Consider the following 26,211-nt stretch of genomic DNA (forward strand, 5'->3'; position numbering starts at 1 on the left):
TTGTCTGTTTTGTTAACGAGTGTTAATATGCGCCTTTTGTATTTAATCATGCGCCTGTTTTCGCGCCTCTGGAGATCGATAAATGAAAAAAATTTTACTGGTCTTTTTATGTCTGTTGCTGGCAAGCTGTACATTACCGGTTAAACCGGAGGACAAGTTCAAAACCGGTGATTATGTAGGCGGGGTGAAAGTTCTGGCTACTAATTTCAACACTAAGGCTAAGAAGCTAGAACAACAGAATAAGCCATGGAAGGATAAGGATATTCTGTATTTGCAGGTTACTGTTAGCGGTTTAGTGGAAATGGCGCAGAAAAATATTCAGCAGGCTGCCGTTTCTGATTATGACTTACGGATTAAAAGCTATCAGCTGTTACTGGCGATGAAAACTGAGCTGGAAAATAAAAGTTACAGCACTTATATTGAAAAATATTTAAGCCTGTATACAGTGGATGGTTTGAAAGAATCTCTGGCTATACAGTTTTATCAGCAGGCTAATGCAATTGTGGCTGCAAACAGTGCCGATTATTTGCGCAAGGCTAAATTATACCGGCAAGGCTATGAATATTTTAATTACAAAGATATTAAAAAGCGCGCTGATGATAATCAGAACATGTATTATAAAACTGCTGCTCAGGAATATTACACCGAAGCACAGGCTAATGTCAGAGACAAAAATTATAAACAGGCAGCGGATAATTTCCGCAAAGCTCATGATGTTTATCAGCCTTTGGGCAACTATAAGGACAGTGCCAAATTAGCTGCTATTTATGAAAAAAAATGGCGTACTGCTGAAGCGGAAAGTCACTATCAGGAAGCGCAGGGTATTGTGCGCAAAGCAAGACTTCTGAGTGAATACCGGCAGGCAGCGGCTTTGTTCCGTGCAGCCAGTGATGTGTACAGTCCTTATGGTAACACCTATAAAGATTCTACCAGACAGGCTGGTGTATATGAACGTAAAGGACAGGTACAGATATATATCTACGGGAATGAATTTCTGACTTACCAGATAAGTGTAGTGCTGCAAAAAAGCTATGTCAGCTTTGTAACCAGCCCGAGCGCGGCTAATCTGGTGATTGATGTAAGTATGACCCGCAATCATTTTCAGCAGTATAAGGAAAATATTGAGACGGATGATAAATATGAAAATCTAAAAGTGGGCACGAAAAAAGTTGCTGATGAAAATGGCAATATGGTTGATCAGTCTATTTATGAAGATTTTTATTTCAAACAATATAGTGTGAAGACAATTAATGAAGCGGTGATGAATGCTGAGGTGCACACAAGCGGATTGTATGAATTAAACCGCAGCTACAGTGGGAAAAGTACTTCATCACAAACCTATTACTGGTTTGACGGACATGTTCCCAGAAAATATACGGCATATACAAAAGGTACATTGCTTAGTCGTGATGAGCAGTTAGATGAGGCACGTACTAATCTTTGGTCTCATATGCGCGGAGACATTGCTGAAATAAGCAGAGCACTGGCAAATCTATAGTTGTTTAAAAACTATTTTATTTGTCAGATAGCCGGAAATACATATGTAACAATTCTGTGATCAGGAAATTTCCGGATCGGTATCTGATGATTAAAAGATGCTTATGTAAAAACAAAACCTGAATGAAAGCCATTCAGGTTTTGTTTTAGAAACTGGTTTGAACAGTTTATTGAAACTAATGTCTAGTTTGAACTATTTAGGATTAAAAGCATAAACAGTACCATCCTGCCATGTACCTATGTAATAGCGATTATGATGTAAAGCCAATGCTACTGCTCCAGGTAAAGAGGTAACTAATTTACGTACTGTGCGGGTTTTAATATCAACTGTGCGAACCATATCAGCGCCATTATCAATCACGGCAATCATATTCGGCGAAACGGTGACAATACCTACTCCCGGCCGGTTGAAGTCTTTACCCAGCTCTGTTTGCTGACCATCCGGGCTGATTAAGGTCAGGCGGCCGCTATACTGGGAAACTACCAGACTGTTATCCGGTAACTGTGTTACACCAACGGGTGTGGATAGGCCGCGTGCAATAATTTCTTTGCGACCGTTATTTAAATCAAGAGCCACAATTTCTCCGGTGGAACGGTTGGTAATCAGTAATTTTCCCGAATTGGAAAAAGCAATACCTGTCGGGGTATGGTAGCCATCAGAAATTTTTTCAGCTTTGCCGTCAGCAGTTATTTTGAGAATATAATCATCGCTGTATGATGATACGTAAATATTATCTTTTGCATCAATTACAATACCGGCAGGAGAGGAAATATTGGAATAAATAGTTTTACGCTCACCGTTGGCGGTTATTTTAGTGATTGAATTGCCAGACCAGTTGGTAACATACATGGCATCTGAGCTATCAAAAGCAATGCCTGTGGGCGCATCAAAAGAAGCTGCTACGGTGGTTAATCCGGCAGTATTATCTGCTGATGTTTTAGATGCAGTTGCTCCGGTTGTTGAGCTGACCATATTACTCCTTCCGTATAAATATAAAGTACATAAAGCAAGACAAGCAAAAACAATGGTATATAAGGAGAGTTTTTTCATCATGAGTATCCTGCTAAAAGTTAAATCAGAAATAAATGATTAATAGTTTGTCATAATCATGCTCTGAAAGTGATGTACATAAATGATGCATGGATAGAACCTATCAAAAGCGTACACAAAAAACAGAAAGTACAGAAATACGAAATCAGCGATATAAAATAAATATCAGCGAAGGAACTCAGCGATAGCAACAAAAGGCATTTATGCAGTGTTATTGATAAATTTTTATTAGCTGAAAATCCATTTTACAGATATGGATGATTCTCTTTAGTTTAAGCTAATGTTTAATATGACATTTTAATAATAGAGATTAACGGTACTATGCTGGTAATGATTATGCTGCTCATTGCTTAAAAATTGGTAACAGGCTGTGATATCCGGCTGGCTTATGTTTTTTCATGCAAAAGTTGATGTAACTTATAATATAGCGCAGCGAAGTAAATTATAATCGTTAGCGATAAGATAAGTGCAGTATTTGCTGCTAGTGTAATTTAAATGAAAGGGATGTTTATGTCACAATTTTTGCTGGTGCCGACAGGAACTCAGACAAATATAACTGCTGTAGGTTTGGGCGTGGCGCAGGTATTTGTACAAACAGGTCATGTGCCTTTGTACTTTAAACCAATTGCTGAAGATGTGGCTAAGGATAATACATCTGAACTTGTACAGGCTGTATTGAATCAGAAATTACCGGTACCGCAATCTCTAAGCAATCTGGATGAACGTGTATATCAGGGACAGGCAGATGATGTAGTAGAAGAATTTGTTGCTGCTTTCCACGAGATGGACGAAATTAAACACGATGTGGTTGTTATTGAAGGTGCAATACCTGAAGCAGGCCGTACATATCTGCCGGCACAGAATGTGAAAATTGCGGCTGCATTGAATGCCCGGGTAATTCTGGTAGCAGCAGTGGCCGGTCAGACAGCAACGGCGGTGGCTGCGCAATTAAAACTAACTTTGCATGATTATGCACACGGACATACTGAAATCAGTGGATTTATTTTAACTGCGGATGCACAGAATGTACCGTCTGCCGGTTTTGCGGCGGATGTTCAGGCTGAACTGGCTAAACATGGTAAGCAGCTGGAATGTATCGGTCTGGTTACTGTACCGGCAGATGTACAGGTTGCACAGGCACAGGAAGCTGCTAAAGCGGTAGCGGCACAATTAAATGCAGACGTGCTGGGTAGCGAACTGGCGAAACCTGTAGCAACACATCTGGCACCGGCAGCGTTTCGCTATCAGATGATGGCACGTGCCCGTGCGGCGAATAAACGCATTGTTCTGCCTGAAGGCAATGAACCGCGTACTATTGCTGCGGCTGCAATTTGTGAGAATAAAGGTATCGCCCGTTGTGTGCTGCTGGCCAAAAAAGCAGAAGTGGAAGCAGTGGCTCAGTCTAAAGGCATTACTTTGCCTGCATCTCTGGAAATTATTGATCCTGACAGTATCCGTGAACGTTATATTGCTCCAATGGTCGAACTGAGAAAGAGCAAGGGTCTGACTCCGGAACAGGCTGCTGAACAGTTACAGGATACGGTAGTTCTGGGCACAATGATGCTGGCTACCGGTGATGTAGACGGTCTGGTATCCGGTGCTGTACATACAACGGCCAATACTATTCGTCCGGCTTTGCAGCTGATTAAAACTGCGCCGGGGGCCAGTCTGGTATCCAGTGTATTCTTTATGCTGATGCCGGATCAGGTTCTGGTATATGGTGACTGTGCTGTTAATCCGAATCCTACAGCCGAACAGCTGGCTGATATTGCTATTCAGTCTGCCGATTCTGCTAAAGCATTCGGTATTGAACCCAAAGTAGCAATGATTTCATATTCTACTGGCTCATCCGGCAGTGGTCCTGATGTTGAGACTGTTACCGCAGCGACCAAACTGGCACAGCAAAAACGTCCTGATTTACATATTGACGGTCCTTTACAATATGATGCTGCCAGCGTACCAAGTGTGGGCAAACAGAAAGCACCGGACAGCAAAGTAGCCGGTCAGGCAACTGTATTTGTATTCCCTGATCTGAATACGGGTAACACTACTTATAAAGCAGTACAGCGCAGTGCACATGTGCTGAGTGTCGGTCCGATGTTGCAGGGTCTGAATAAACCGGTAAATGATTTGTCACGCGGTGCCCTGATTGAAGATATTGTGTATACCATTGCACTGACGGCAATTCAGGCAGTACAGATGAACTAGGCAAGATATTACAAGCCCGCAGGCATTGTAATTTTGTTATACAGCAGGCAGATGATAATAATATCATCTGCCTGTTTTTCATTTTTGGTAATAACTTTTAATAAATCTATTCATTTGAGAAATATTATTTCTAAATTTAGTTAGAAAAAGAAATATTGTTGTCTTTTGGTGCTATATATTTACAAACTATTGTCAAAATTGAATTCATAAATTACAGTCTATTACACAGACGATGATCTGAAAAAAGCCAAGAATACAGAGGCATAATTTAAAGATAGAGGAAATATTACGGTATTAAATACTCGCCTGCAGATATTTGCAGGCGTTTTATTTTTATCTGCTGTTATTTTGAACTAAGAACCATTTCTGTGCGCACATGCCGGCTTGGTTGCTGTCTGCTGCTGGTCACTATTTGCAATATTGTTTCAGGTATTGGTTTAGCTGAAAGAATCTACTATTTTAAATAAATATAATATATACAGGTTTGGAATTTTACCAGAATACAGTTTTTATACTGTAATATCGTCATTCGGAATCATTTCTATTGTGTATTGCACATCCACTATTTTCTGTAATATGGATAGCGTGGTAATTTTTCCGGTCTGTTTTCAATCTTTTATCTGGTTTTCAAATATATCAATATGATTTTTAATCATAAATTTAGTTTAATGGTCAGTCCGGTTCATGCTGAATTAACTTAGCATGATGTGCACCACATGCTGCTGTGTTTCAAATTTATGAGCTGGATTAAAGAAATTGTTTTTTTTGCGACATGGGTTCTGACAGGTAAGTGTATTTGCTGTTACATTAAGGACAGCTTACTTTTTTAACGCCAGTTTGATATGCGGTTTATGTGGTTTCTCTTCTGGTAAAGAGGGTTTACCGGCGGCGGCAATCTGTTCGCGCTGTGCTTCTGAAAGCAAACCAGACCAGTCTCCGTCCAGATACCATTGCTCGCCGAAATCTTCGCAGGGATGCGGAATACGGATACAGCCATTACCACATTGCAAATCATCAGCACGACAATATTTATCACAACCCCAGCAGATTCGTTCGGGATGTTTCGGATGTAACGGAAAAACCTTGGCCATGATGATGCATACTTGTGACGATTAATATGAAGTTATACCTGCTGAGATAGTTTTATTCAAGGAACGGTTAAATGAAAACCGTGTAATATTTTGTCTGGATGAGGTGCTGATGGTACCGGATGCAGACTGAAATTGAATACAGATTCTAGTCAACAAAAATGGGTGCACGATGAAACAATATGATGTTGCAGTGCTGGGAGGCGGTTTATTGGGACGTCTGACTGCCTGGTTATTGGTAGAGCAGGGTTGTAAAGTAATATTATTTAATGCCGGTAAACGTAATGGTGAAGGTGCTGCTGCTTTTGCAGCGGCAGCTATGCTGGCACCTACAGCTGAAGCAGTAGAAGCAACGCCGCTTGTGGTACAACTGGGTTATACCAGTCTGCCCATCTGGCGCCAGTGGGTGGATTCGTTTCCGACACCGGTATTTATGCAGCAAAATGGTTCATTGATTGTATGGCATCCGCAGGATCGTGCCTTAGCAAAGCAATTTACTAATCACTTGCAGCGTGCCCATCAGGATAACAGCGTCTGGCAGATGTGGGATAAACAGGCAATCAGTGAGCATGAACCACAGCTGGCCGGTCGTTTTAAGCAGGGATTGTTTTTACCGACCGAGGGGCAGCTGGATAATCGCCAGACATTACTGGCTCTGGCCGATGTGCTCGAGCAAAAGCAGGTTAGCTGTCACTGGGAGCAGAGCAGTGATCTGGCTGAATGTGCCGGTCTGGCTCACTGGACGCTGGATTGCCGCGGCTATGGCGGCAAAAGTAACTGGAATAGCCATGGTCATAGCCGTCTGCGCGGGGTACGGGGAGAGGTGCTGCGGGTTTATGCGCCTGATATTGAGCTTAATCGTCCGGTACGGATATTGCATCCGCGCTATCCTATTTATATTGCACCCAAACAGAATAAGTTGTTTGTTATCGGTGCTACACAGATTGAAAGTGAAGATGACAGTAATCTGAGTGTGCGCAGCGGTCTGGAACTGATGTCTGCTTTGCATACTGTTCATTCGGCATTCGGTGAGGCGAGGATTCTGGAAAGTATGGCTGAACTGCGCCCGACACTTAATCACGAAAGCCCGGAAATACGTTATGATAAGCAAAATCATGTAGTGGCTGTAAATGGTCTGTTCCGGCACGGTTTTATGATTTCGCCGGCAGTAAGTATTGCGACAGTACGGGTATTACAGGCCTTAATGCAGCAGCAATCCATTCCGGATGCTCCAGCACGCTATCATATTGATGTTTTACCGGAAAATGACAATGGAGAAACAGATTAATGGATATTAGTGTTAATGATGATGTAATTGATTTTAATGGTAATACTGTGGCTGATCTATTGGAGCAGCTGATGCCGGAATCACCATTTGCGGTTTCGGTAAATACTTGTTTTGTATCTAAAAAACAATATTCTGTTTATCAGTTGCAGCCGCAGGATAAAGTGGATATTGTCAGACCGGTAGTGGGCGGGTAATACCCGCTGGTAGTTATGTTTTATTTTGAAAACCCTGTTTGATACAGGGTTTTTGCTTATCTGGCAACAGCCGGTTTATACCTGCCGGGAAGAATAATTTACTTTGTTTATCTATAAATGAATTGGTGATTTGAGCAGTGAAAATTCGATGAGGGGTATATGGATTTTCTGGTATACAAAATCAGTATATTGCTGATTAAACAGCCATTCAGATTTTTAAACAGTTATTTATGCTCTGCTGGAGAGATATTCGGAGGGTAAATTTACTTGATTTAGCATTAAATATGCATTTACACTTGCGACCCCAATTTTGGGTTAATTAATAGAAAAAAACAGTAATCATTATTACATTAAGAGGAAATAATTATGTCTAATCTGTTTACTCGCACACAACCATCCAGTCGCAATTACGGTGTAGCCTTTTTTGCCGGAATTATGGGCGGTCTGGTTTCTGCTTTTGTGAAATCAGGTACGGAAGGAATAATGCCGCCACGAACCCCGGATCGTATAGCACCGCCCATTCAGATGATTCAGGATATGGGTATTGATATTCACAGCATGGTTTACACCTATTCAGATCAGGTAGTGAACTGGGGTGGTAGTACCATACATATTCTGTTTTCAATTGTATGGGCTATTATTTACTGTATGGCTGCTGAAATTTTTCCTAAAGTTAAATTATGGCAGGGTCTGGCTTTTGGTATTGGTGTAACTATTCTGTTTCACGGTATTATGCTGCCGGTGCTGAATTTATCTCCGGCACCATGGAATCTGCCATTTGATGAATTGTTTTCCGAACTTATTGGTACGCTATTGTGGATGTGGACAATTGAAATCTTCCGCCGCGATCTGCGTAACCGCCTGACCGAAAAACCGGATCCGGAGTTTCAGTAAAACTCATCTGATTTATGTATGATGTACCGGCTTATATGCTTAAGGCCGGATACGATGCCTGTGTATATCTGTAACAATCGGGAAAATATTATTTAGCCGCTATTCCTGATGATACAGACATGCACGGGCATTATGTTAAGCACTTCAGCCTGCTGGCTTTGGCGCTTTGTGATGGATGAAATCATGATGATGGCAGGCTTAATCTTTTTTCAGTACTTTGATTAGTTCCGAAGTGTCAGCTCTTTCCATGTAATTGACATTGATATAGGAAAAGATAACTTTTTTATCCTGGCCGATAATATAAGTGGCTGGTATGGGCAGCTGATAACTGTCATCGCCATTAAAATCCGGCAGATTTGCACCTAAATTTTTGTATAAATTTCTGACATCCTCTGGTAGGGTAAATACCAGACCGTACTGTTTGGCTATCTGATTACCCGTATCAGATAAAATAGTCAGATTAATATTGTGTTCCTGTATTAATTGAGCGCTGATATCAGGTTTTTGCGGAGAAATAGCGATAAAGTGAACGTCTTGAGTATCGAGGATTAATTTCAGATTTTGGTTAAAGTGTTCTAATTCTTTAACACAAAACGGGCACCAGCTGCCCCGGAAAAAACTGAGAATGACTGGTTTTGTTTCCAGCAATTTATAGAGTTCGATTTTTTGATTATTTGTCGCTACCAGAGAAAAATCTGGTGCGGTATCTCCGCTTTTTATGGCATGGCAATCTAAATTCTGCGTAAGCATTTCTGATAATGAATTTCCCATCACATTCAATACTTCTGCAGGTAACTGGGTAAACATATCTTGCTGTATTGATTTTAGCTCTTCAATTATTTTCATTATGACTTTCCTGTTGTGAAACGTTTTGATGAATTTGTTGCAGAATTTTTTTAAATATCGTTAATTCTTCAGCAGATAAATTTTGGGTTATTTTTTCTATCCACTGGCTGTGCTGATGCAGAATTTCTTTAACCAGTTTAGTGCCGGTATCAGTTAATGAGACGAGGGAAATTCTTTTATCCTGACTGGCAGTTCTTTTTGAAATCAGTTTTTCATTAACTAATGAGCTGATTAGTGTTGTTGTTGATGCTTTGGTTATGCCTAATAATTTAGCAATTTCTTGTAACGACAGCTCCGGGTATTCTTTTAACAATACTAAAATAATCAGCCTGCTTTCAGATAAATGAAATTGCTGCAGACGTTTGGCGCATTCAATATCAATAGTGTTTGCAACGGATAATAGAGTAAAGCATGTCTTAATTTTATCCAGATCTGCAATTTTTTCTTTTTCCAGAACATTACAAAAGGATAAATAACGGTTTTCAAGTTGCATATGGTTATTTCTATAAATTAGTTAGTGACCTTACTATTTATTAATTATAGTATAGACGAGGAAAATTATTGTCAATAATTTCAGAATTGTATTGTTATGGTAAATTGATATGAATGGCTGTGTTTGCTGTTTTCCGGATGGTTGTAGTAATTAAGAATTTATTTGTTTTCTTAGATATTTCTGAAATTTTTTGCTTGATGGCCAGGATAAATTGAATTGTCGTAACCATGCCGGCAGAAAGAGAAGCTGCAAACGTTTTCATTTATTAGGACTGATATTTACCATGACATTTATTACACAGGGTTTTTGTTTCCTATCATGATAAAAGCTATGTGTGCGGTGCTTTGATATTTAAAATAAAAATATTAATTATGATAATTAGATGTATATGCGCCGGGTAATAATAACAAATGTTGTTTTAAGTGAAAATAAGTGAAAAGTTATTGTTTTTGTTATAAAGTATAAATACTTTGTGCAGTTTGCCTTTATAGCTTGTAGTTGGAAGATTTTTATTTTTTATGTTAACGGGGGAAGTGAATATGGCTTTACAACTTTATGATGAAGAGTTTAATAGTCGTTTGTTGTTAGGCACTGCTGCTTATCCCACACTCGAAGTACTGCGTACGGCAGTTAGGAAAGCGCAGCCGGCTATGATTACGGTTGCTTTACGCCGTCAGAGCGCAACTTCGGCAGAGCATGGGCAGGGTATATGGGGATTGTTGCAGGAGCTGGCTGTACCGATTCTTCCTAATACCGCCGGTTGTCTGAGTGTAGAAGAGGCGGTAACAACTGCGCAGATGGCTCGCGAGGTATTTGAAACAGACTGGATCAAGCTTGAACTGATTGGTGATGATGATACCTTGCAGCCGGATGTATTTCAGCTGGTGCGTGCAGCCGAAATCCTGATTAAAGAGGGTTTCAAGGTACTGCCATATTGTACTGAAGATTTGATTGCCTGCCGTCGCTTGCTGGATGCCGGTTGTCAGGCATTGATGCCATGGGCTGCACCGATTGGTACCGGTCTGGGACCAGTACATGAATATGCCTTGCATGTCCTGCGTGAACGCTTACCGGATATTCCTCTGCTTGTTGATGCAGGGCTAGGCTTACCTTCGCATGCGGCAAAAGTAATGGAGTGGGGTTTTGACGGGGTATTGCTGAATACCGCGGTTTCACGTAGTGGCTTGCCGGTGATGATGGCAGAAGCGTTTGCACTGGCTGTTAATGCAGGAAGAATGGCTTATGAAGCGGAGCCAGTAGTACCGCGGGACAATGCACAAGCCTCTACACCCCAGGTAGGACAGCCGTTCTGGCACTATGCTTAACTATGTTTTCATTTGTCACTGAATACTGAGCATGTGTGAAATGGCTTAGCGGTTATTGCTTAACGGCTTCCCGATAAGGAAAGTTATCCCCCAATAACATATTGAATTGAAGAGCAGCAAACTGATTAAGATTAGTATTCAATAAAAGACCTAAAGCGTATATAAGCTTTAGGTCTTTTATTGATTATTCTGTCCTGTTTAATTGATGCATATGTAATTAAACAGGACAGATTTTTGGGTATTAATGATTCAGATGGTCTGTATCGGTATAGGTAATGCGTTTTTTCAGTTGCTGACGATACAATGGCAGGAACATAGTCAGCAGAATAAACCACACTGGTGTGGCGATCAGACCGGTAAGCGTATCTTTATCCTGACTGAACAGGTACAGGACAAAAACGAAAAATATCAGAGTGGCATAGCACATGGGTATACCCAGAGGCATTTTGTAAACTGAGCGCGCATGCGCTTCAGGATAAAGCCGGCGGTAGCGCAGATAGGCAATCAGAATGACTGCCCATACAAAAATAAAACAAATACTGGATACGGTGGTGACAATCGTGAATACTTTCATTACGTCGCCTTCCGCATAAAGCAGAACAACGCCAATCAGCAGCAGAGCACAAGAATATAACAGACCGTTTTGCGGCACTCCGTTGGCGGACAGCTGCGCAAAAGCCTTCGGACCAACACCGTTTTTTGACAGACCGTACAGCATACGGCCGGTAGAATACATACCGCTGTTGGCGGAAGACAGTGCAGAGGTGAGTACAACAAAATTAATAATAGTGGCCGCAGCACTGATGCCAATCAGGGTAAACATATTGACGAACGGGCTGCGGTCGGGGGCGACCATATTCCACGGGGTAACCGTCATAATAATGGTTAGTGCCAGTACGTAGAAAATAATGACACGCACCGGTATTTTATTAATGGCAGCCGGCAGGGTGGTATTTGGATCATCTGTTTCGGCTGAAGCGGTACCGACCAGCTCAATGCCGACAAAAGCAAAGATAGCAATCTGAAATGCGGCAAAAAAACCTGACCAGCCATGAGGCATCCAACCGCCATAAGACCATAAGTTGCTGATTTTGGCTTGAATACCGCTGGGGCTGGTAAAGCCGGTTAGTAATAAATAGCCGCCACAGCCGATAAGCGCGAGAATCGCCAGAATTTTAATCAGGGCAAACCAGAATTCCAGTTCGCCGAAGAGTTTGACCGATAAAAGATTCAGCGCCAGCAGGATGGCAATGCAGATAATGCCGGGCAGCCATAATGGCACTTCCGGCCACCAGAACTGAGTATAGCCGGTAATCGCTACGATATCTGCCATACCAATCACTACCCAGCAAAACCAGTATGACCAGCCGACATAATAACCTATAGTCGGATTCAGGATATCGGTAGTGAAATCGACAAAAGATTTGTAATGCAGATTGTGCAGCAATAATTCACCCATGGCACGCATCACAAAAAACAGAAATGCGCCGATGATGACATAGGTAAACAACACAGATGGCCCGGCCAGGCTGATCGTACGGCCTGAACCCATAAACAGACCGGTGCCGATTGCACCACCAATAGCAATCAATTGTAAATGTCGGTTTTTCAGTGTGCGTTTTAACTCAGGTGGTCGGCTCATGGTGTATCCTTTACAGACTGGAAAACAAAACAAAAATAGAAAACATGGTTTTATTTTTAGAAGTGTATACGTTGATATAAAATTAATTATGATAAATATATATACTGCTAACCACAGACTGGTTCATCACTATGCTTATATACATTTATTGATATAAGCATTTTACCGGTACATACCGGTTCGAGTTTGTAATACTTTATCACAGTTTATTGTTGTTGCCGGCAATATCTGAATATAGTTGTTGAGAATGAGAGGCTGTTGTATTAAGGTAGTGGTGTTACCGGTTTTAGACAGGTATAAAAAGACATAATAACAGATAAATAAGGAAGGAGAGCTTGTCCATGCGCGCAATCCGGACCGGATTAGTGGTGGGCTATGGTTTTATTGTGATGTTTATCAGCACAGCCATAAAAGGGGTTTATCAGGTTTATTTTACCAGTCTGGTAGATCATTATGCTGTGAGTATTGAAACAATGGCTCTGGTTGGTGGTTTTTTTGGCCTTGCGCAAGGTATTTACTCAGCATTAGTTGGTAAGCTGTGTGACCGTTGTGGTGCTGGTCATGTTCTGTTATCGGGAATGCTGGCTGCTGCCTGTGCCTTTTTACTATTTTCCTCTAGTAACAATTTCATGACTTTTGTGCTGGGGTTTCTGCTGCTGGCTGCATATGCGGTTGCTGCACTGACTTTTGTACCGGTCAGTATTCTGATTGACAGATATGTAATACCTGAGCGGCGCCAGTTTGCGTATGTGCTGACCACTAACGGTATCGCTGCCGGTCTGATGATATTGTCTCCTCTGTGGATTTATCTGGACGGGTTTATCTCATGGCCGATGCTTTGTGCTATTCTGGCCGGTGTATTTGCCTGTCTGGCTATTGTTCCGGCATTGCTGAACTGGATGGAAGGTATCCGGGTGCCTGAAAAAGTAATAGTGCAGCCTGCAAATATATCATCTAAATCTAAGCCTAAGCCGGTCAGCCCGAATATTACCGCACCTTTACCCCGTTACTGGTATCTAGACCGTCGGTTTGTGCTGTCTGCCTTAGCTTTTTCCGGCTGCGGTACGTCAATGATTTTTATTGATGTACATTATGTTCCGACAATACAGGAAATATTAAGCCAGAATGAAACCGCCAATCTTTTTACCGGTACTTCACTGAGTTTGCTGGGGCTGGCGGAAGCCGTGGGCAGTGTACTGATTGGTTATCTGGTGGCTAAAAAAGTATCTCTGCCTTTATTGCTGTGTCTGCTGTATATCGTGCGTTGTATAACGCTCATGGCACTGGCTCTGTGGCCGGAACCAATGATGGTACCGCTGTTCGGGATTTTTTTCGGAATAACTTATATGGGAACCGTCATTATTATATCCCGTCTGGCCGGTTCTATTTTCGGTTATCGGTATAAAGGCTTTATTTTTGGTGCATTTTTTCTGATTCATCAGATTAGCGGTTTATTAACCGCCTGGCTTGGTGGTTTGCTGCGGGTATATTGCGGTAGTTATTTTCCGGTTATCTGTTTTGTTGCTATATGGATGGCATTATCAGCAGCTGCCTCTTTATTGTTATCTATGCTGAAAAAAAATGATAGTTCTGATAACGGTGGTCGTTATCAGGTTAAATATGAATAATAATTGCCAATTCTGCTATTAATAGCCGGCAGGAATTGAGAACGGCGAACATGGCCGTATTTAAAGATAATTATGTTGCCGGACAGGGCATGATGAGGTTGATTGTATTGATGGCAGTCGTACAATAACCAAAACAGATTTGAATAAAGAGTGTTAATGATGAGTGAAGAAAAAGTGGTTCATTATCTTAAAGATTATCAGGCACCGGATTTTGCGGTGGCAGATATTAATCTGACTTTTACTCTGGACGAAGCTTATACCACAGTAATCAATCGTATGACTGTTGTACCAAAGCAGACGCAAAAACCTTGTGTGCTTGATGGCAGTGCGGAACTATTGCAGATTGTTTTAGATGGTAAATCCTTATATCCGCATGAGTATGCTGTGGCAGATGAAAAGCTGATTATTCATACGGTACCGGACAGACAGTTTGTGCTGGAAATCACGACCAGACTATATCCGGCACAGAATAAAACGCTGATGGGTTTATATGAATCCGGTAATAATCTGTATACCCAGAATGAGCCGGAGGGCTTCCGTAAAATTACTTATTACTTTGACCGTCCGGATGTGATGAGCCAGTTTACCACCACCATTATTGGTGACAAAGAGCAGTATCCGGTTATGCTGTCTAACGGTAATCTGATTGATAATGGTGAGCTGGATAATGGCCGTCACTGGGTATGCTGGCGTGACCCGTTTGCCAAGCCAAGCTATCTGTTTGCTCTGGTAGCAGGCAAGCTGGCGGTGCTCGAAGGCAGTTTTACTACCTGTAGCGGTAAAGAAGTGGCGCTGAAATTTTATACCCGTCCAGAAGACCGTGCTAAGGCAGGTTTTGCTCTGGAGTCGCTGAAGCATGCCATGCAGTGGGATGAAGAGCGCTTTAATCTGGAATATGATTTAAATATTTTTATGGTGGTGGCTGTTGGTGATTTTAATATGGGCGCCATGGAAAATAAGGGCCTGAATATTTTCAACACCAAATATGTGCTTGCCAGCAGTGATACAGCTACAGATGCTGATTTTGAGGCGATAGAGGGTGTGATCGGGCATGAGTATTTCCACAACTGGACAGGTAACCGGGTCACTTGCCGGGACTGGTTTCAGTTGTCGCTGAAAGAGGGGCTGACCGTTTTTCGTGATCAGGAATTTTCAGCCGACCGGGCCAGCAGAGCTGTTCGCCGTATTCATAATGTCAGAGTATTGCGCAGTATGCAGTTTGCGGAAGATGCCGGTCCGATGGCACATCCGGTACGACCGGCTTCATACGAAGAAATGAATAATTTCTATACACTGACTGTGTATGAAAAAGGTGCCGAAGTGGTACGTATGTACCATACTCTTCTCGGTGAAGCCGGTTTTCAGAAAGGAATGCAGCTTTATTTCCAGCGGCATGACGGACAGGCTGTTACCTGTGATGATTTTCGTGCGGCTATGGCTGATGCCAATGGTGTTAATCTGGAACAGTTTGCGTTGTGGTACAGTCAGGCCGGTACACCGCAGGTTAAAGCACGTGGTGAATATGATGCGGAAAAACGTACATTTAGTCTGTATTTGCAGCAATCTATTCCGCCCACACCGGATATGCATGAAAAACAGCCAATGGTGATTCCGGTAAAAGCCGGTTTAATCGGTAAAGATGGCACACCAGTTTCGTTCCGGCTGGATAACAGTGATTCTGTGGTTGAGGAAACAGTACTGGTATTTAATCAGGCTGAGCAGACTTTTGTCTTTAATGATGTAACACAAGAAGTAATACCGTCATTATTGCGCGGATTCAGTGCTCCGGTGAGACTGGAGTATCCCTATAGTGATGCTGATTTAATGCTGTTACTGGCACATGATAGTGATTCTTTTGCCCGCTGGGAAGCAGCACAAACTCTGTACCGGCGTGCCATTACGGCAAATCTGGCTGCGCTTGAAGCCGGTCAGCCTGTACCACATCATGCTGCGCTGGCTCAGGCCATTACGGCGGCACTGAATGCTGATATTGATCCGGCGTATAAGGCAGTGTTGTTGCAAGTACCGGCTGAAGCTGAATTGTGGGAAGATGCTCAGAGCATTAATCCCGAGCTGTATGTTCGTGCACGTCAGGCACTGTTGCAGGATCTGGCTTGCAGTATGGAGGATACACTGACACACTGGCGTCAGTGGGCTGATGAGCAGGAGCAGAACAGCAAACATGCTGCCCCGCAGGAATACCATCCTGATCTGGCCGGTATTCGCAGCCTGCGCAATACTTTACTGCAATGGGGCGTACAGGCCAGAGCAGAATTATTGCAAAGCATTGCTGCTGAGTATCCGCAGCGGGCTACCAATATGACGCATGAATTCGGAATGCTTCTGGCCATTAATCATTTGGCTGATACAAAGCGTAATGAGTTATTAGACCAGTTTGCTCAGCGCCATGCTCATGATGATTTGGTCATGGATAAGTATTTTACTCTGATAGGCAGCAGCCAGCGGACGGATACTTTGCAACAGGTGCAGGCAGCATTACAGAACCACGCTTTCAGCTTAGAAAATCCGAATAAGGTACGTTCTTTACTGGGTAGCTTTAGCCGGAATATTCAGCACTTTCATGCGGCCGATGGCAGTGGTTACCGTTTTATTGCTGAGCATATATTGCACATTGACGGATTTAATCCGCAGGTGGCTTCTCGTCTGGTACAGGCATTTAATCTGTACGGTCGGCTGGAACCGCACCGCAAAGCCTTGATGGCCGAGCAGTTACAGCGGATTCAAAAACATGACGGGTTGTCCAAAGACAGCCGTGAAATTGTAGATAAAATATTAGGTGGCTGAGGAATTGCTGATTTATTTAGTGATAAGCCAGATAAATGAAAGCACTACAGTTGATGCTGTAGTGCTTTTTTATTTCAGTATTTTATTTTTTAAGCCTTATAAACTTAAAAATATCTGTCTTGGTACTGTTTATCCTTCAAGCAGCAGTCTGCCCAGATAGTCATTTTCTTTGGCCATTCCCGGTAAAACAAAGAAAAATCCGCCGCCGAATGGTTTGATATAACGTTCCATCGGTTCGCCATTCAGGCGATTCTGGGTATCAATAAAACCTTTTTTCAGGTCGTTCTGATAGGCAACAAAAATCAGACCCATATCAAGTTGACCGTTGGGTAATACACCCAGAGAGTAACTGAAACTGCGCCGGCGCAGTTTGGCTACATGCCGTTCAGGAATACGTGGTTCTGCACGGCGCATGTGTGAATCAAACAGAATACGGTCGCCATGAGGGTCACTGTTCATTTTCGGGTCATCCATTTCATGCTGCATACCAATGGGTGCTCCGCTGGTTTTGTAACGGCCAAAATCATTTTCCTGATCTTCCAGCGGGGTTCTGTCCCAGAATTCGAGATTGAAGCGAATCAGGCGGATTGCCTGATAACTGCCGCCCAGACACCATGCCGGTTCCTGGTTGTTCTTGGTTACCCATACCAGTTCATCCATCAGTTTGCTATCGCTAATGGAGCCATTACCGGTACCGTCTTTAAAGCCAAACAGATTAATAGCGGTAGTGTGATTGTCAATATCTCTGGCCGGTAGAAATCCGTCCATTTTCCATACCGGCACCATATACTGATTACAATGACTAATCAGATCGCGCAGGGCATAAATGACACTTTCGCGGCTGTTGGCGCAGAACTGGATTGATAAATCTCCGCCGCACCATGCTTTTTCCAGCCGGTCGTTGGGAAAGCGGGGCATAGGAATCAGTTTTTTGGGTTTGAGCTGAGACAGACCAAAACGCTGGTCAAACAGGCTGGCACCCACGGCCAGGGTAATTGTCAGTGAGTCGGGAGACAGATTTTGGCCAAGCAGCCCGGATTCTGCCGGAGGAAGCTGGTCATTTTTACCTGCTGTGAGTGTTTGTGGTCTGGTGAGATAGGCAATACGTTGTGAAATCCGCTGGAATAACTGTTGCAGCTCTTTTTTGTTTTTTACAGTAACGTTGAAGACAGCAAAGATAGCTTCTTTGGTGTCGGGGGTAATTACGCCAGCCTGATGGCTACCCCAGTAATCAACGGCCTGATTGTAATCATGAGTACAGTTGCCGGCGGCATTGGCTGCTTTGACGGCGCTAAGACTGGCGATACCCAGCCCTCCGGCCAGCAGCATTTTCATGCTATTGCGTCGCGTGGTGCTGGCCGGATTGTCTTCAGGCGAGGCAGTTGAGACAGGCTGATGTCTGAAAGTGTTTTTAGACATAACTTAAACCTTAATTAGGATATTTATAATAAACACGTATATTTAGTTGCGCCCTAAGCTGGGCCAGCCGTGCTGTCTGCGTACTTAGTAAGGAGTACAGGATATCGTGATCCGTCTGACTAAGCCGGCTGAAACTTTGGAATTGGTTCTGGGGCAGTTGATAATGCTGCAGAATGGCAAAAATCTGCTGGTAACCATGATTCAGTGCTTTACGCTGCTCTGCCGGAATAAAGCTCTGCAGATGTTGCATGATTTGTGCTGAACCGGTTACATTGGCATGGATATCGGCCAGATCACTGTGGCTATACTGATTTTCTTTGCCGGCAAGTTTGGTTTGCAGAATCATTTCCAGAAAGTCGGATGCTGACTGAACTACTTTGGCAATATCCAGATCATCGGCTGCTACACGTTTTTGTAAATCAATAATTTCATATTGCAGATTGCTGTTTTCTGCCTGTGCTTGCTGTAGGTCTTTGAGTTTAAATAAATCATATTCTAAACGGTGAAAACCGCTGAAATTCGGATCATCGGTACCTTGCAGATAATAATCAGCGCGCGAGTTAATATTCTGGTCGGCATTACCAAACAGTTTGACGATAACCCGTACTTGTTCGTAACTCTGATGGGCACGGATATAATTTTGTTGCGCCTGTTGCAGCTGTCCGTTTTTGCAGGCATTCTCAATTGCATTAAGATATTGCTGGGTGCTTTTTAATTGCAGTACAACTTCCTGCTGATAATTACGAATTGCTGACTGGTATTTTTCCGGAGTGGGAATATCCCCTTTTGCGACTACAGCATTAGAGTCATTGATAATTGGTGCCCTTAAACCATGTGCTACAGCAATGGCAGGCACCAGTAAAGAGCAAATAATAAATAGTGTACAGAACTTATTCTGTGTCATTTAAAATTTTCCTTAAGAAGAGCTGTATGGCGATTAATAGCAGGAAACTAACAAATGAAATGATGCTAAACCATACAGGCGGCGAATTATAGGCAGAAATTAAGTCAGGAAAGCTGTCGGACAGAAAGCTATTGTCAATAAAATGTGAGATTTTCACTGCCGGCCACATCATAATATCAGGAAGGGGTTCATTGTGTGTCGACAGATATACACCTGCTTTGACATATGAGGGGAAAATCAGAACTAACATTATAATACTGGTTATGATAAGGTATTTTTTCAACTGCATGCGGCGGCTGATTACAACAAATGGATAAAATGTCAGGGCAGATACTGCAATGCCGGAAATTACGGTAAGGCATAAATTAGTATAATCAGGATTATTCAGCTGTCTGATCTGACCGGACAACCATAAGATAACTTCATTGCCTGCACAGGCAATGGTAAGTGCTGCTATGAACATGGCTGCTGTCCATGAACGTGCCATCTGTTGAGCTTTTTTCTGTTCCTGTGCTGATCCCATGCTCAGGATATACTCAAACATCAAAAATACAACTAAAAATGTCAGTAAAGTAATCAATATCAATATGCTCATCATAAGCATTTTTTGATTTTTTTCGGGAATATATCTGAACACACCACCGATAATTGCTGCCAGAAACAGTACACCGAGTATCAAGCCGCTAAACAGATGGCGCATCCCGCTTTTGCTGTCCGGATTATGCTTAATCCATGAGTAAATAACGCCGACAACAATCAGTGTTACAAAGCATTCACGCCAGACAATAAAAAAGGTTTGTTCCATTCTAAATCTCGTTTTATTTTAAAATTAATTGATTTAAAGACCTGTTCCGATGAAATTTATAGTTACAGGGTTTTTCAGTGCAATTGTAGCAACTGATGAAGCATTGCGCCGATTACTTTTTATTGTGACAGCAGGGGACAAACGTGACATATCTTTTGTTCGTATTCACCATATTGCAGCAAGTAACAGATATGGTTGATAAGGGTGTTAAGTGCTGGGGCATGATTTTCAGCCTGAGCTAGTTATCAGTAATGCTAGAGAAGGATAAGGCTGTATAAAAACACTCAAATCATGATTGAATGGTGCCGGTAAATCATATGCTGAAGAAATAACCGGCACATGCCCAAAGTAAGTAAATCAGATATGTAGCAGGTTTTGCCTTATCTGGATTTTTTCCTTAAAAACAATATAGCCATTAATAACCAGAATACACCAAAAGTAATGACGCTAATCCACATTGGCTGGGAGCGGTAGGCAAACAGTGAGGAAGCAAAACTGCCGATCAGACCGCTATCGTCAATAAAATGTGATGTATCCCATGCCGGGCTAATGAGGAAATCAGGAATTGATACATCATGCTCCAGCAGCATATTGGTACCGTCTTCAACAGCTCTCAGCAATAATGAAATGGCCAGAAATAACAGGACAATACCGGTTATGGTAAAAAACTTTTTCCATTGGATGAAGCGGCTGGTTAGAATAAAAGCATAAAATGTCAGGGCAGATACTGCTATGCCGATAAGTACGGCGAAACAGAAGCTGGAGTAATTTTGACTGTTCAGCTGCATAATCTGGCCAGACAGAAATACGACAATTTCACTGCCTTCACGGGCAATGGCAATGGCTATAATAAACAGAGCTCCCCACCATGAATTGCGGGCTACCTGTTGTGCCATTTCCTGTTCCAGGGATGATTTCATATTTCGGGCGTGTTTGTTCATCCAGTACACCATCTGCACAATCAGTATGCAGGCAACAGCAGACATGCCCATCATAAACATGGTTTGATGATCATCGGTAAGTGCTTTGAATACACCGTTGATGATTAATGCCAGTATGACAGAAATCAGTACACCAAGCCCGACACCGCCAAACAAATAACGCATACCATGGCTATTGTCAGGATTACGTTTAATCCATGCATAAATAATGCCGACAACCAGTAATGCTTCGAAACATTCACGCCAGACGACAAAAATTGTTTGTCCCATTGTATTTCCTGCTTTTATTTTACTATTAACTGCCCTTTGGGCTTATTCAGATGAAAGTCATCGAAAAAGATATAGGTACCGGGTTTTTTCGGGGCGATGACGACCACTGATGAGGCGCCCGGGGCGAGTACTTTTTCTTTGACCAGCTGGGTACTTTCAAATTCGACGGGACCTTTGCCAATGTTGGTAACTTTAATGCGAATAATTTTGTTGGCCGGTGCATTGAGGGTCAGGGGAATCAGATCACCATCTTTCATTTTCAGTTCCAGAGTGACTTTATCGTCAGCAATGGCTGAAAATGAAAACATAAGACTGCATAAACCCAATAGGATAAGAAGAAATTTTTTCATAACAGATATTCTTACAGTGAAAGGTGTTGTGGCAGTAATAATGTAATAAGGGATTATTCAGCCAGTTGAAGCTAGAATAATCCCTGATCACAGCCAGCTAAATGCGATTAATAGCTGCCTTTGCGGCCTACACCGGCATAATCAAAATCCCAGCTGACTTCAAATGGTTTGAACCATGGTGCTACGCCGGTTTCTTTGTCAATATGGCGAGCCATCTGGTTGGCTGTTGGTGGGGAGATACGGTAGGTAACACGATATTTGCCCAGACCATTCAGTTTGATGTTGTCACCATAGTGAGGACCGTCATTGGCAACCATAGACATGAATTTACCTGAATGTTCGAATTTCCCTTTAGTCAGTTTGGTAATGGAGTATTCAATATTCAGATTAGGAATCCAGTCTCCTTCGGCAAAGCCGTTAGGATTACCTTCTGTTGCATGAATATCGGCTTCCATGTGCACGTCGGATTTGCTGGCCGGCAAATGCATATTACTGTGATCCATGCCATCAGTGTCCATAGTAATAGGCGGCAGATATACACCGGAAATTTCCATTCCGTTTTTAATAATAGGTTTGCCCATGGGGTATTCCTGAGCAAAGGCTGCCATTGATACAAGAGCGGCACTGGCGATAGCAATTTTTTGTAACAGCATTTTATAATTTCCCTATTTTATTCATATTGAGACAAATTGAATCAGATATGACTGCATATCAATTGATAAGGATTATCAATATACTCCTTTTACCAATGTTAGAAAATAATTAAATTATGTTTTTTACTGGTGTTTATTGTTATTTATTGTGGTGCAAATAACAGTAATTTTTTGAGGTTGTCCGTAAAAGTGTCTTATAAATAACAAATCTAAATTGACAATTGAATATATCCTTTATTAATAAATATATAGATTAAAAAAGCTGAAAACGCCGGCTGGAAATGGTTTCAGCTGTTATCAATCTTAATCTGGTCGTTACCAACCGGAAAACTGATGGAGGAATTTCTAAATTATTTGCTGTTGTGGTGTAGGCAAACTATTGATATATAAGTTAAGTAATGTTAAATTAAGCTTGTGGTTGTGATAGCGCTGGTTATGGAAATGATCAGCCGGAACAGATTCCGGATAGTACTTTAATTGATATGTGTTAGTTTGAAGTAGAAAACTGTTCGGGCTGGTTTGGTGGTATGAATAAACAGTTATCGAAAATAGTCGCCTATGGTGAAATTACTATAAGCAGAAAATGATTAGGTTCTGTGTACTGCCTGCCATATTTGTTGTGCTATGGGTTCTATCCCTTGCCAGAGCAGGGGTTCCCAGTTATGCTGTTTGCAGAATGAAAATACCAGGGTTTCGGCACTGATGATGCTGTTACAGGGCTTGAAAACCAGCAACCCGCTATCCTGCCAGTCTGAGTCGGCTTTGATGATATAGGGTGACAGGATATAGGCTGTATATTCGGTAATTTCCTCTGGTTCGTTATGCCATTGGCTGCCGAGTGATGTAGTTTGTTGTATATAATAAAGTGCAAAGGGGTATTGCAGTTGTAGGTTGTCGTGCAATGCTGTGGATAGCGCATTCTTGTCAGGCGCAAGAAGTTTCATTGTTTATTCTCCCTTTGTATTTTATGCTGAATGAGTAATTGTATGAAGTATGTAGTATATCTGTGTATCAGGACGACACCTGATTGTCAGTAGTTTTTGGGCAAACAGGTTAGATTGTGGTTTCTGAAAGGGGAGATTTGCTTTGTAGATGTTCATATCATTGCCCTTCTCTTTAATCATGAGACCGCAAGTGTGCTGTTAAACACAGATGGCGGCAGACAAATGGCAGGGTTGACAGACCGACAAAGAGTATACCGGTAGGCGTAAAGCCTCCCTGCCACTGTCCACCATGAAAAAAAGCGGTGGCAATGGGTTTTTACAGACCAACGCTACTTTTTTGGTAAGTAGCAAAAAGTCTGCCTCTTTGTTCAGCCTGTCAAAGCTGGTTACGCTATTGAACGTAACGTCTTTATCTTGCCGCTAAAGCAGGGAACTGTCAATTATTGACTCATATATATGTATGAGTTATCTGATATGCATTTTCATTCCGGGTAAAAATGGTTTGTTTATCCGGATTATTAAGTCTGTTTTATGACTGAAAAGCCAGTTTTTATTTTTTTGGCATGTATTGCCGGCTATTATATATTTTGCATATTTTTATGATAAATGCGAGATTAAGCAGACGATTATGTAATTACTTATTGTTTACAGGACAGAATATCTTGAGCTGTAGCCATATTCGCTGAACAGGCTGTGATGACTATTGAATAATATAAATGGGTAATATACAGGAACCGGCTGCATATTCTTCGATTTAGTGTATTTGCAATATTTTTTGTTTAATGGTTAACAGTTTTATTTTTAAAGTGTTGTTTTATTGGTATTAGAAGCGAATTGATATAACTAAAAAAACTGGTATTTCATCATTCAGTCTTCAGTATCAGGATAATGTAATTTCTCAGTGCTTTAATTTGTTATTTTCAGCAAAAAAATCGGGCATACCAGTGTATGCCCGATTTTGAAGCTATTTATCTGATGATTACCACTTGTAGCCTATACCTGCATTAAAGCCGGTTTCACGTCCGGTAGTGGAGACACCTGCACCCCATGAGAACTTACCGGTATTGTTTGTGGCTTTGTAGTTAATACCAACTGCAGCATAACCATGATATGAACCCATGCCTACACCTACTGTCTGTTCACCGGCATTTAACTGCGGCAGATAAGCACCAGACAGTGCCATGGCCAGAGCAGTGCCGGAATAGGCACGCCGTTCTACACGATGTACGCGGTCGTTAACATCATTGACGTAGCGGTTGATATTTTCCATGCGGGCATTAACACCTTTCAGCTGCGCCACATTGACTGCATCAGTGTCGGCAGTACCGGCAGCGACACCTGTAATCTGACGGTAAACACCATTGGCGGCGTCACCCACAGACACAGCGGCCTGAGTGCTGGTGGTTGCCTGAATGGCTCTTGCCTGTTGTGCTGTGGCACTAACCGGAATGTAGCCATTAATACCTGCTGCCGTATTGGCCACAGAGTTGGCACCCAGCGCAATTCCGCCATTCTGAGTAACGCTGGCATGATTACCAATAGCTACGCCGTTTTCTGCACTGGCTGCTGCTTGTGAACCAATAGCTACAGCAGCCTTACCACTGGCAGCTGCTGCACCGCCTACAGCAATAGCATCACTTCCGCTTGCTGAAGCCACAGCCTGAGTGGAATTAACTTTTGCATATTTGCTGCCGCCGTTATACAGATTGTTAATGGCATCGCCTACATTATTGGCTGTTACCGCAGTACCATCAGCATTGCTGGTTGTATAGCTTGGTGCAGTGAAACCACCTGTGCCGGCTCTGGTGAGCGGGTTGTAGCTGGCATTACCGCCCAGGCTGGCTGCTACTGCAGACAGGGCATCAGCTGTTGAAGCAGACAGTTTCTGGGTATCCGAAATAGCCTGATTGGCTTTTTCAGTTGCTTCATTGATCGCAGAAGCATTACCGCCACCACTGTTTTGTGCCAGCTTGGTATCCACTGAGCTGGAAAGACTTTGTAAATCCTGTTTCCATTCATTTTTCATTTGCCACAGCTGGCTGCCATTCACTGCCTCTGTTGAATTCTGGCCTGTATCACCAGAAGCAACATTGGTAATTTTCTGGGCAGTGCCGGAGCCATGGCTGGCATCGTAAGCTGAACCGTTCCATTGCAGGGCATTAAGCTGTAATGAGCTCAATGTTGTGGATATTCCTGCCGGTATGGTGCCGGAAGCAAGGTGAAGCTGATCCTGCAGGCTGGACAGACTGGTTGAGGTGGAAGTGGACAGCGAATAGAGCTGACGACCATTTACTGCCTGATTAGACGTTGCGTCTACTCGTCCGTCTGCAACTCCACTAATGGTTCTTTCGTTGCTTGCGTCACGAGTCAGCTGATTTGAGAAGGCTGTTGTACCATCGTCAAAATGCACTGAGTTCTTCTGCAATTCGTCAATCAAACGTTTTGAGGTCTTAATATCATCCTGAGCAGTTTTAATATCATCCTGAGCAGCTTTGATATCTTTGTTCATCGTTTCTATCGTTGTCCTGCTCTCAGTAACTACCTGATCAACTGAGCTTGATACACTGCTAATGATGGAAGACGAAATACTGTATAACTGTCCGGCATTGACTGCATCAGTAGAACCGTCTGCCAGCTGACCGGCAGCCACGTTGGTAATCTTCTGGGCAGCGCCGGAACCATGGCTGGCATCATAAGCATTACCATTCCATTGCAGTGCGTCGCGTTGCAGATTACTGATGTTATTCACCGCAGAACTCAGGCTACTAGACAAAGTAGAGATATTACTGTTGGTAGTAGAGAGCCCGGTATTGTTACCGGCAGTCGCAGTGGAAAGACTACTGCTCAGTGAGGTGGACAGATTATACAGCTGGTCACCGTTAACGGCATCGGTAGAGCCACTGCTAAGTGTACCGTTGGCTACGTTAGTAATCTTCTGGGCAGCGCCGGAACCATGGCTGGCATAT

General features: G+C 42.6%; 23 protein-coding genes. 9 read left to right on the forward strand and 14 right to left on the reverse strand.

The genetic code is table 11. The features are described 5' to 3' along the window. Positions 1-82 precede the first annotated feature (82 nt). Complete coding sequence (locus H3V01_RS08870; protein ID WP_198186564.1) at positions 83-1,498, forward strand: hypothetical protein; 1,416 nt, start codon at positions 83-85, stop codon at positions 1,496-1,498. 192 nt (positions 1,499-1,690) lie between these two features. Here H3V01_RS08870 and H3V01_RS08875 read toward each other — a convergent pair whose 3' ends face one another. Next, positions 1,691-2,551 carry a Vgb family protein gene (locus tag H3V01_RS08875; RefSeq protein ID WP_198186565.1) on the reverse strand — a complete coding sequence of 287 codons (861 nt, stop codon included), beginning with the start codon at positions 2,549-2,551 and terminating at the stop codon, positions 1,691-1,693. A gap of 507 nt (positions 2,552-3,058) precedes the next feature. Between H3V01_RS08875 and pta the strand changes: the two genes are divergently transcribed. Further along, complete coding sequence (gene pta / locus H3V01_RS08880; protein WP_025331603.1) at positions 3,059-4,756, forward strand: phosphate acetyltransferase; 1,698 nt, start codon at positions 3,059-3,061, stop codon at positions 4,754-4,756. Between the two features lie 818 nt (positions 4,757-5,574). Here pta and H3V01_RS08885 read toward each other — a convergent pair. Continuing rightward, on the reverse strand, positions 5,575-5,847 hold the full coding sequence (locus H3V01_RS08885) for a DUF3079 domain-containing protein (protein ID WP_084548210.1): 273 nt from the start codon (positions 5,845-5,847) through the stop codon (positions 5,575-5,577). 169 nt (positions 5,848-6,016) lie between these two features. Here H3V01_RS08885 and H3V01_RS08890 point away from each other — a divergent pair, with 169 nt between their 5' ends. The 3 genes from H3V01_RS08890 (at position 6,017) to H3V01_RS08900 (ending at position 8,220) form a co-directional block, all read left to right on the forward strand. After that, positions 6,017-7,132 carry an FAD-dependent oxidoreductase gene (locus H3V01_RS08890; RefSeq protein WP_084551390.1) on the forward strand — a complete coding sequence of 372 codons (1,116 nt, stop codon included), beginning with the start codon at positions 6,017-6,019 and terminating at the stop codon, positions 7,130-7,132. Next, entirely contained in the window at positions 7,132-7,326 is a 195-nt protein-coding gene (gene thiS, locus H3V01_RS08895; RefSeq protein ID WP_037394784.1) for a sulfur carrier protein ThiS, read from the forward strand. Before H3V01_RS08890 ends, thiS begins: the two co-directional genes overlap by 1 nt. Positions 7,327-7,692: 366 nt before the next feature. Beyond that, complete coding sequence (locus tag H3V01_RS08900; RefSeq protein WP_172350012.1) at positions 7,693-8,220, forward strand: YagU family protein; 528 nt, start codon at positions 7,693-7,695, stop codon at positions 8,218-8,220. A 198-nt stretch (positions 8,221-8,418) separates the two neighbouring features. Here the strand turns inward: H3V01_RS08900 and H3V01_RS08905 are convergent, their stop codons facing one another. The 3 genes from H3V01_RS08905 to H3V01_RS08915 all read right to left on the reverse strand — a co-directional run bounded on the left by H3V01_RS08905 (position 8,419) and on the right by H3V01_RS08915 (position 9,821). Then, on the reverse strand, positions 8,419-9,066 hold the full coding sequence (locus H3V01_RS08905; protein WP_100126295.1) for a peroxiredoxin-like family protein: 648 nt from the start codon (positions 9,064-9,066) through the stop codon (positions 8,419-8,421). Continuing rightward, complete coding sequence (locus tag H3V01_RS08910; RefSeq protein WP_025331596.1) at positions 9,053-9,559, reverse strand: MarR family winged helix-turn-helix transcriptional regulator; 507 nt, start codon at positions 9,557-9,559, stop codon at positions 9,053-9,055. The genes H3V01_RS08905 and H3V01_RS08910 overlap by 14 nt, the downstream gene beginning before the upstream one ends. A 94-nt stretch (positions 9,560-9,653) precedes the next feature. Then, on the reverse strand, positions 9,654-9,821 hold the full coding sequence (locus H3V01_RS08915; protein ID WP_157785011.1) for a hypothetical protein: 168 nt from the start codon (positions 9,819-9,821) through the stop codon (positions 9,654-9,656). A gap of 277 nt (positions 9,822-10,098) precedes the next feature. Between H3V01_RS08915 and H3V01_RS08920 the strand changes: the two genes are divergently transcribed. Then, positions 10,099-10,884: a thiazole synthase gene (locus H3V01_RS08920; protein ID WP_025331595.1), complete on the forward strand. Its 786-nt coding sequence runs from the start codon at positions 10,099-10,101 to the stop codon at positions 10,882-10,884. Between the two features lie 241 nt (positions 10,885-11,125). Here H3V01_RS08920 and H3V01_RS08925 read toward each other — a convergent pair whose 3' ends face one another. Next, entirely contained in the window at positions 11,126-12,526 is a 1,401-nt protein-coding gene (locus H3V01_RS08925) for an amino acid permease (protein ID WP_198186566.1), read from the reverse strand. Positions 12,527-12,867: 341 nt separating this feature from the next. On the opposite strand from H3V01_RS08925, the gene H3V01_RS08930 reads away from it, so the two are divergent. Continuing rightward, a complete protein-coding gene (locus H3V01_RS08930) occupies positions 12,868-14,154 on the forward strand; it encodes an MFS transporter (protein ID WP_198186567.1) in 1,287 nt (428 codons plus the stop codon). 159 nt (positions 14,155-14,313) lie between these two features. Next, on the forward strand, positions 14,314-16,959 hold the full coding sequence (gene pepN / locus H3V01_RS08935) for an aminopeptidase N (RefSeq protein ID WP_198186568.1): 2,646 nt from the start codon (positions 14,314-14,316) through the stop codon (positions 16,957-16,959). 129 nt (positions 16,960-17,088) lie between these two features. Here the strand turns inward: pepN and efeB are convergent, their stop codons facing one another. Genes efeB through H3V01_RS08950 form a run of 3 tightly spaced genes read right to left on the reverse strand, consistent with a single transcriptional unit; the run spans position 17,089 to position 20,087 of the window. Continuing rightward, positions 17,089-18,378, reverse strand: coding sequence for an iron uptake transporter deferrochelatase/peroxidase subunit (gene efeB, locus H3V01_RS08940; protein ID WP_198186569.1), 1,290 nt, complete (start codon positions 18,376-18,378; stop codon positions 17,089-17,091). A gap of 10 nt (positions 18,379-18,388) precedes the next feature. Further along, entirely contained in the window at positions 18,389-19,282 is an 894-nt protein-coding gene (locus H3V01_RS08945; protein WP_198186570.1) for an EfeM/EfeO family lipoprotein, read from the reverse strand. Continuing rightward, positions 19,269-20,087 carry an FTR1 family protein gene (locus H3V01_RS08950; RefSeq protein ID WP_084565282.1) on the reverse strand — a complete coding sequence of 273 codons (819 nt, stop codon included), beginning with the start codon at positions 20,085-20,087 and terminating at the stop codon, positions 19,269-19,271. Before H3V01_RS08950 ends, H3V01_RS08945 begins: the two co-directional genes overlap by 14 nt. Before the next feature lie 49 nt (positions 20,088-20,136). On the opposite strand from H3V01_RS08950, the gene H3V01_RS08955 reads away from it, so the two are divergent. Further along, positions 20,137-20,286, forward strand: a complete 150-nt coding sequence (locus tag H3V01_RS08955; protein WP_198186571.1) for a hypothetical protein — start codon at positions 20,137-20,139, stop codon at positions 20,284-20,286. Positions 20,287-20,467: 181 nt separating this feature from the next. Here the strand turns inward: H3V01_RS08955 and H3V01_RS08960 are convergent, their stop codons facing one another. The 5 genes from H3V01_RS08960 to H3V01_RS08980 all read right to left on the reverse strand — a co-directional run. Then, the gene (locus H3V01_RS08960; RefSeq protein WP_198186572.1) at positions 20,468-21,298 is read right to left on the reverse strand and encodes an FTR1 family iron permease; all 831 of its coding nucleotides are present in this window, start codon (positions 21,296-21,298) and stop codon (positions 20,468-20,470) included. Positions 21,299-21,312: 14 nt separating this feature from the next. Continuing rightward, positions 21,313-21,648 (reverse strand): cupredoxin domain-containing protein, encoded by a 336-nt coding sequence (locus tag H3V01_RS08965; RefSeq protein WP_025331587.1) that lies wholly within the window; start codon positions 21,646-21,648, stop codon positions 21,313-21,315. Positions 21,649-21,755: 107 nt separating this feature from the next. Beyond that, complete coding sequence (locus tag H3V01_RS08970) at positions 21,756-22,301, reverse strand: iron transporter (RefSeq protein WP_025331586.1); 546 nt, start codon at positions 22,299-22,301, stop codon at positions 21,756-21,758. Positions 22,302-22,888: 587 nt separating this feature from the next. Beyond that, positions 22,889-23,245: a hypothetical protein gene (locus H3V01_RS08975; protein WP_025331585.1), complete on the reverse strand. Its 357-nt coding sequence runs from the start codon at positions 23,243-23,245 to the stop codon at positions 22,889-22,891. Positions 23,246-24,224: 979 nt separating this feature from the next. After that, on the reverse strand, positions 24,225-26,211 hold a 1,987-nt coding region (locus tag H3V01_RS08980; RefSeq protein WP_198186573.1), incomplete at its 5' end, for a YadA family autotransporter adhesin.

Source organism: Snodgrassella sp. M0351 (assembly GCF_016100575.1).
Taxonomy (GTDB): Bacteria; Pseudomonadota; Gammaproteobacteria; order Burkholderiales; family Neisseriaceae; genus Snodgrassella; species Snodgrassella alvi.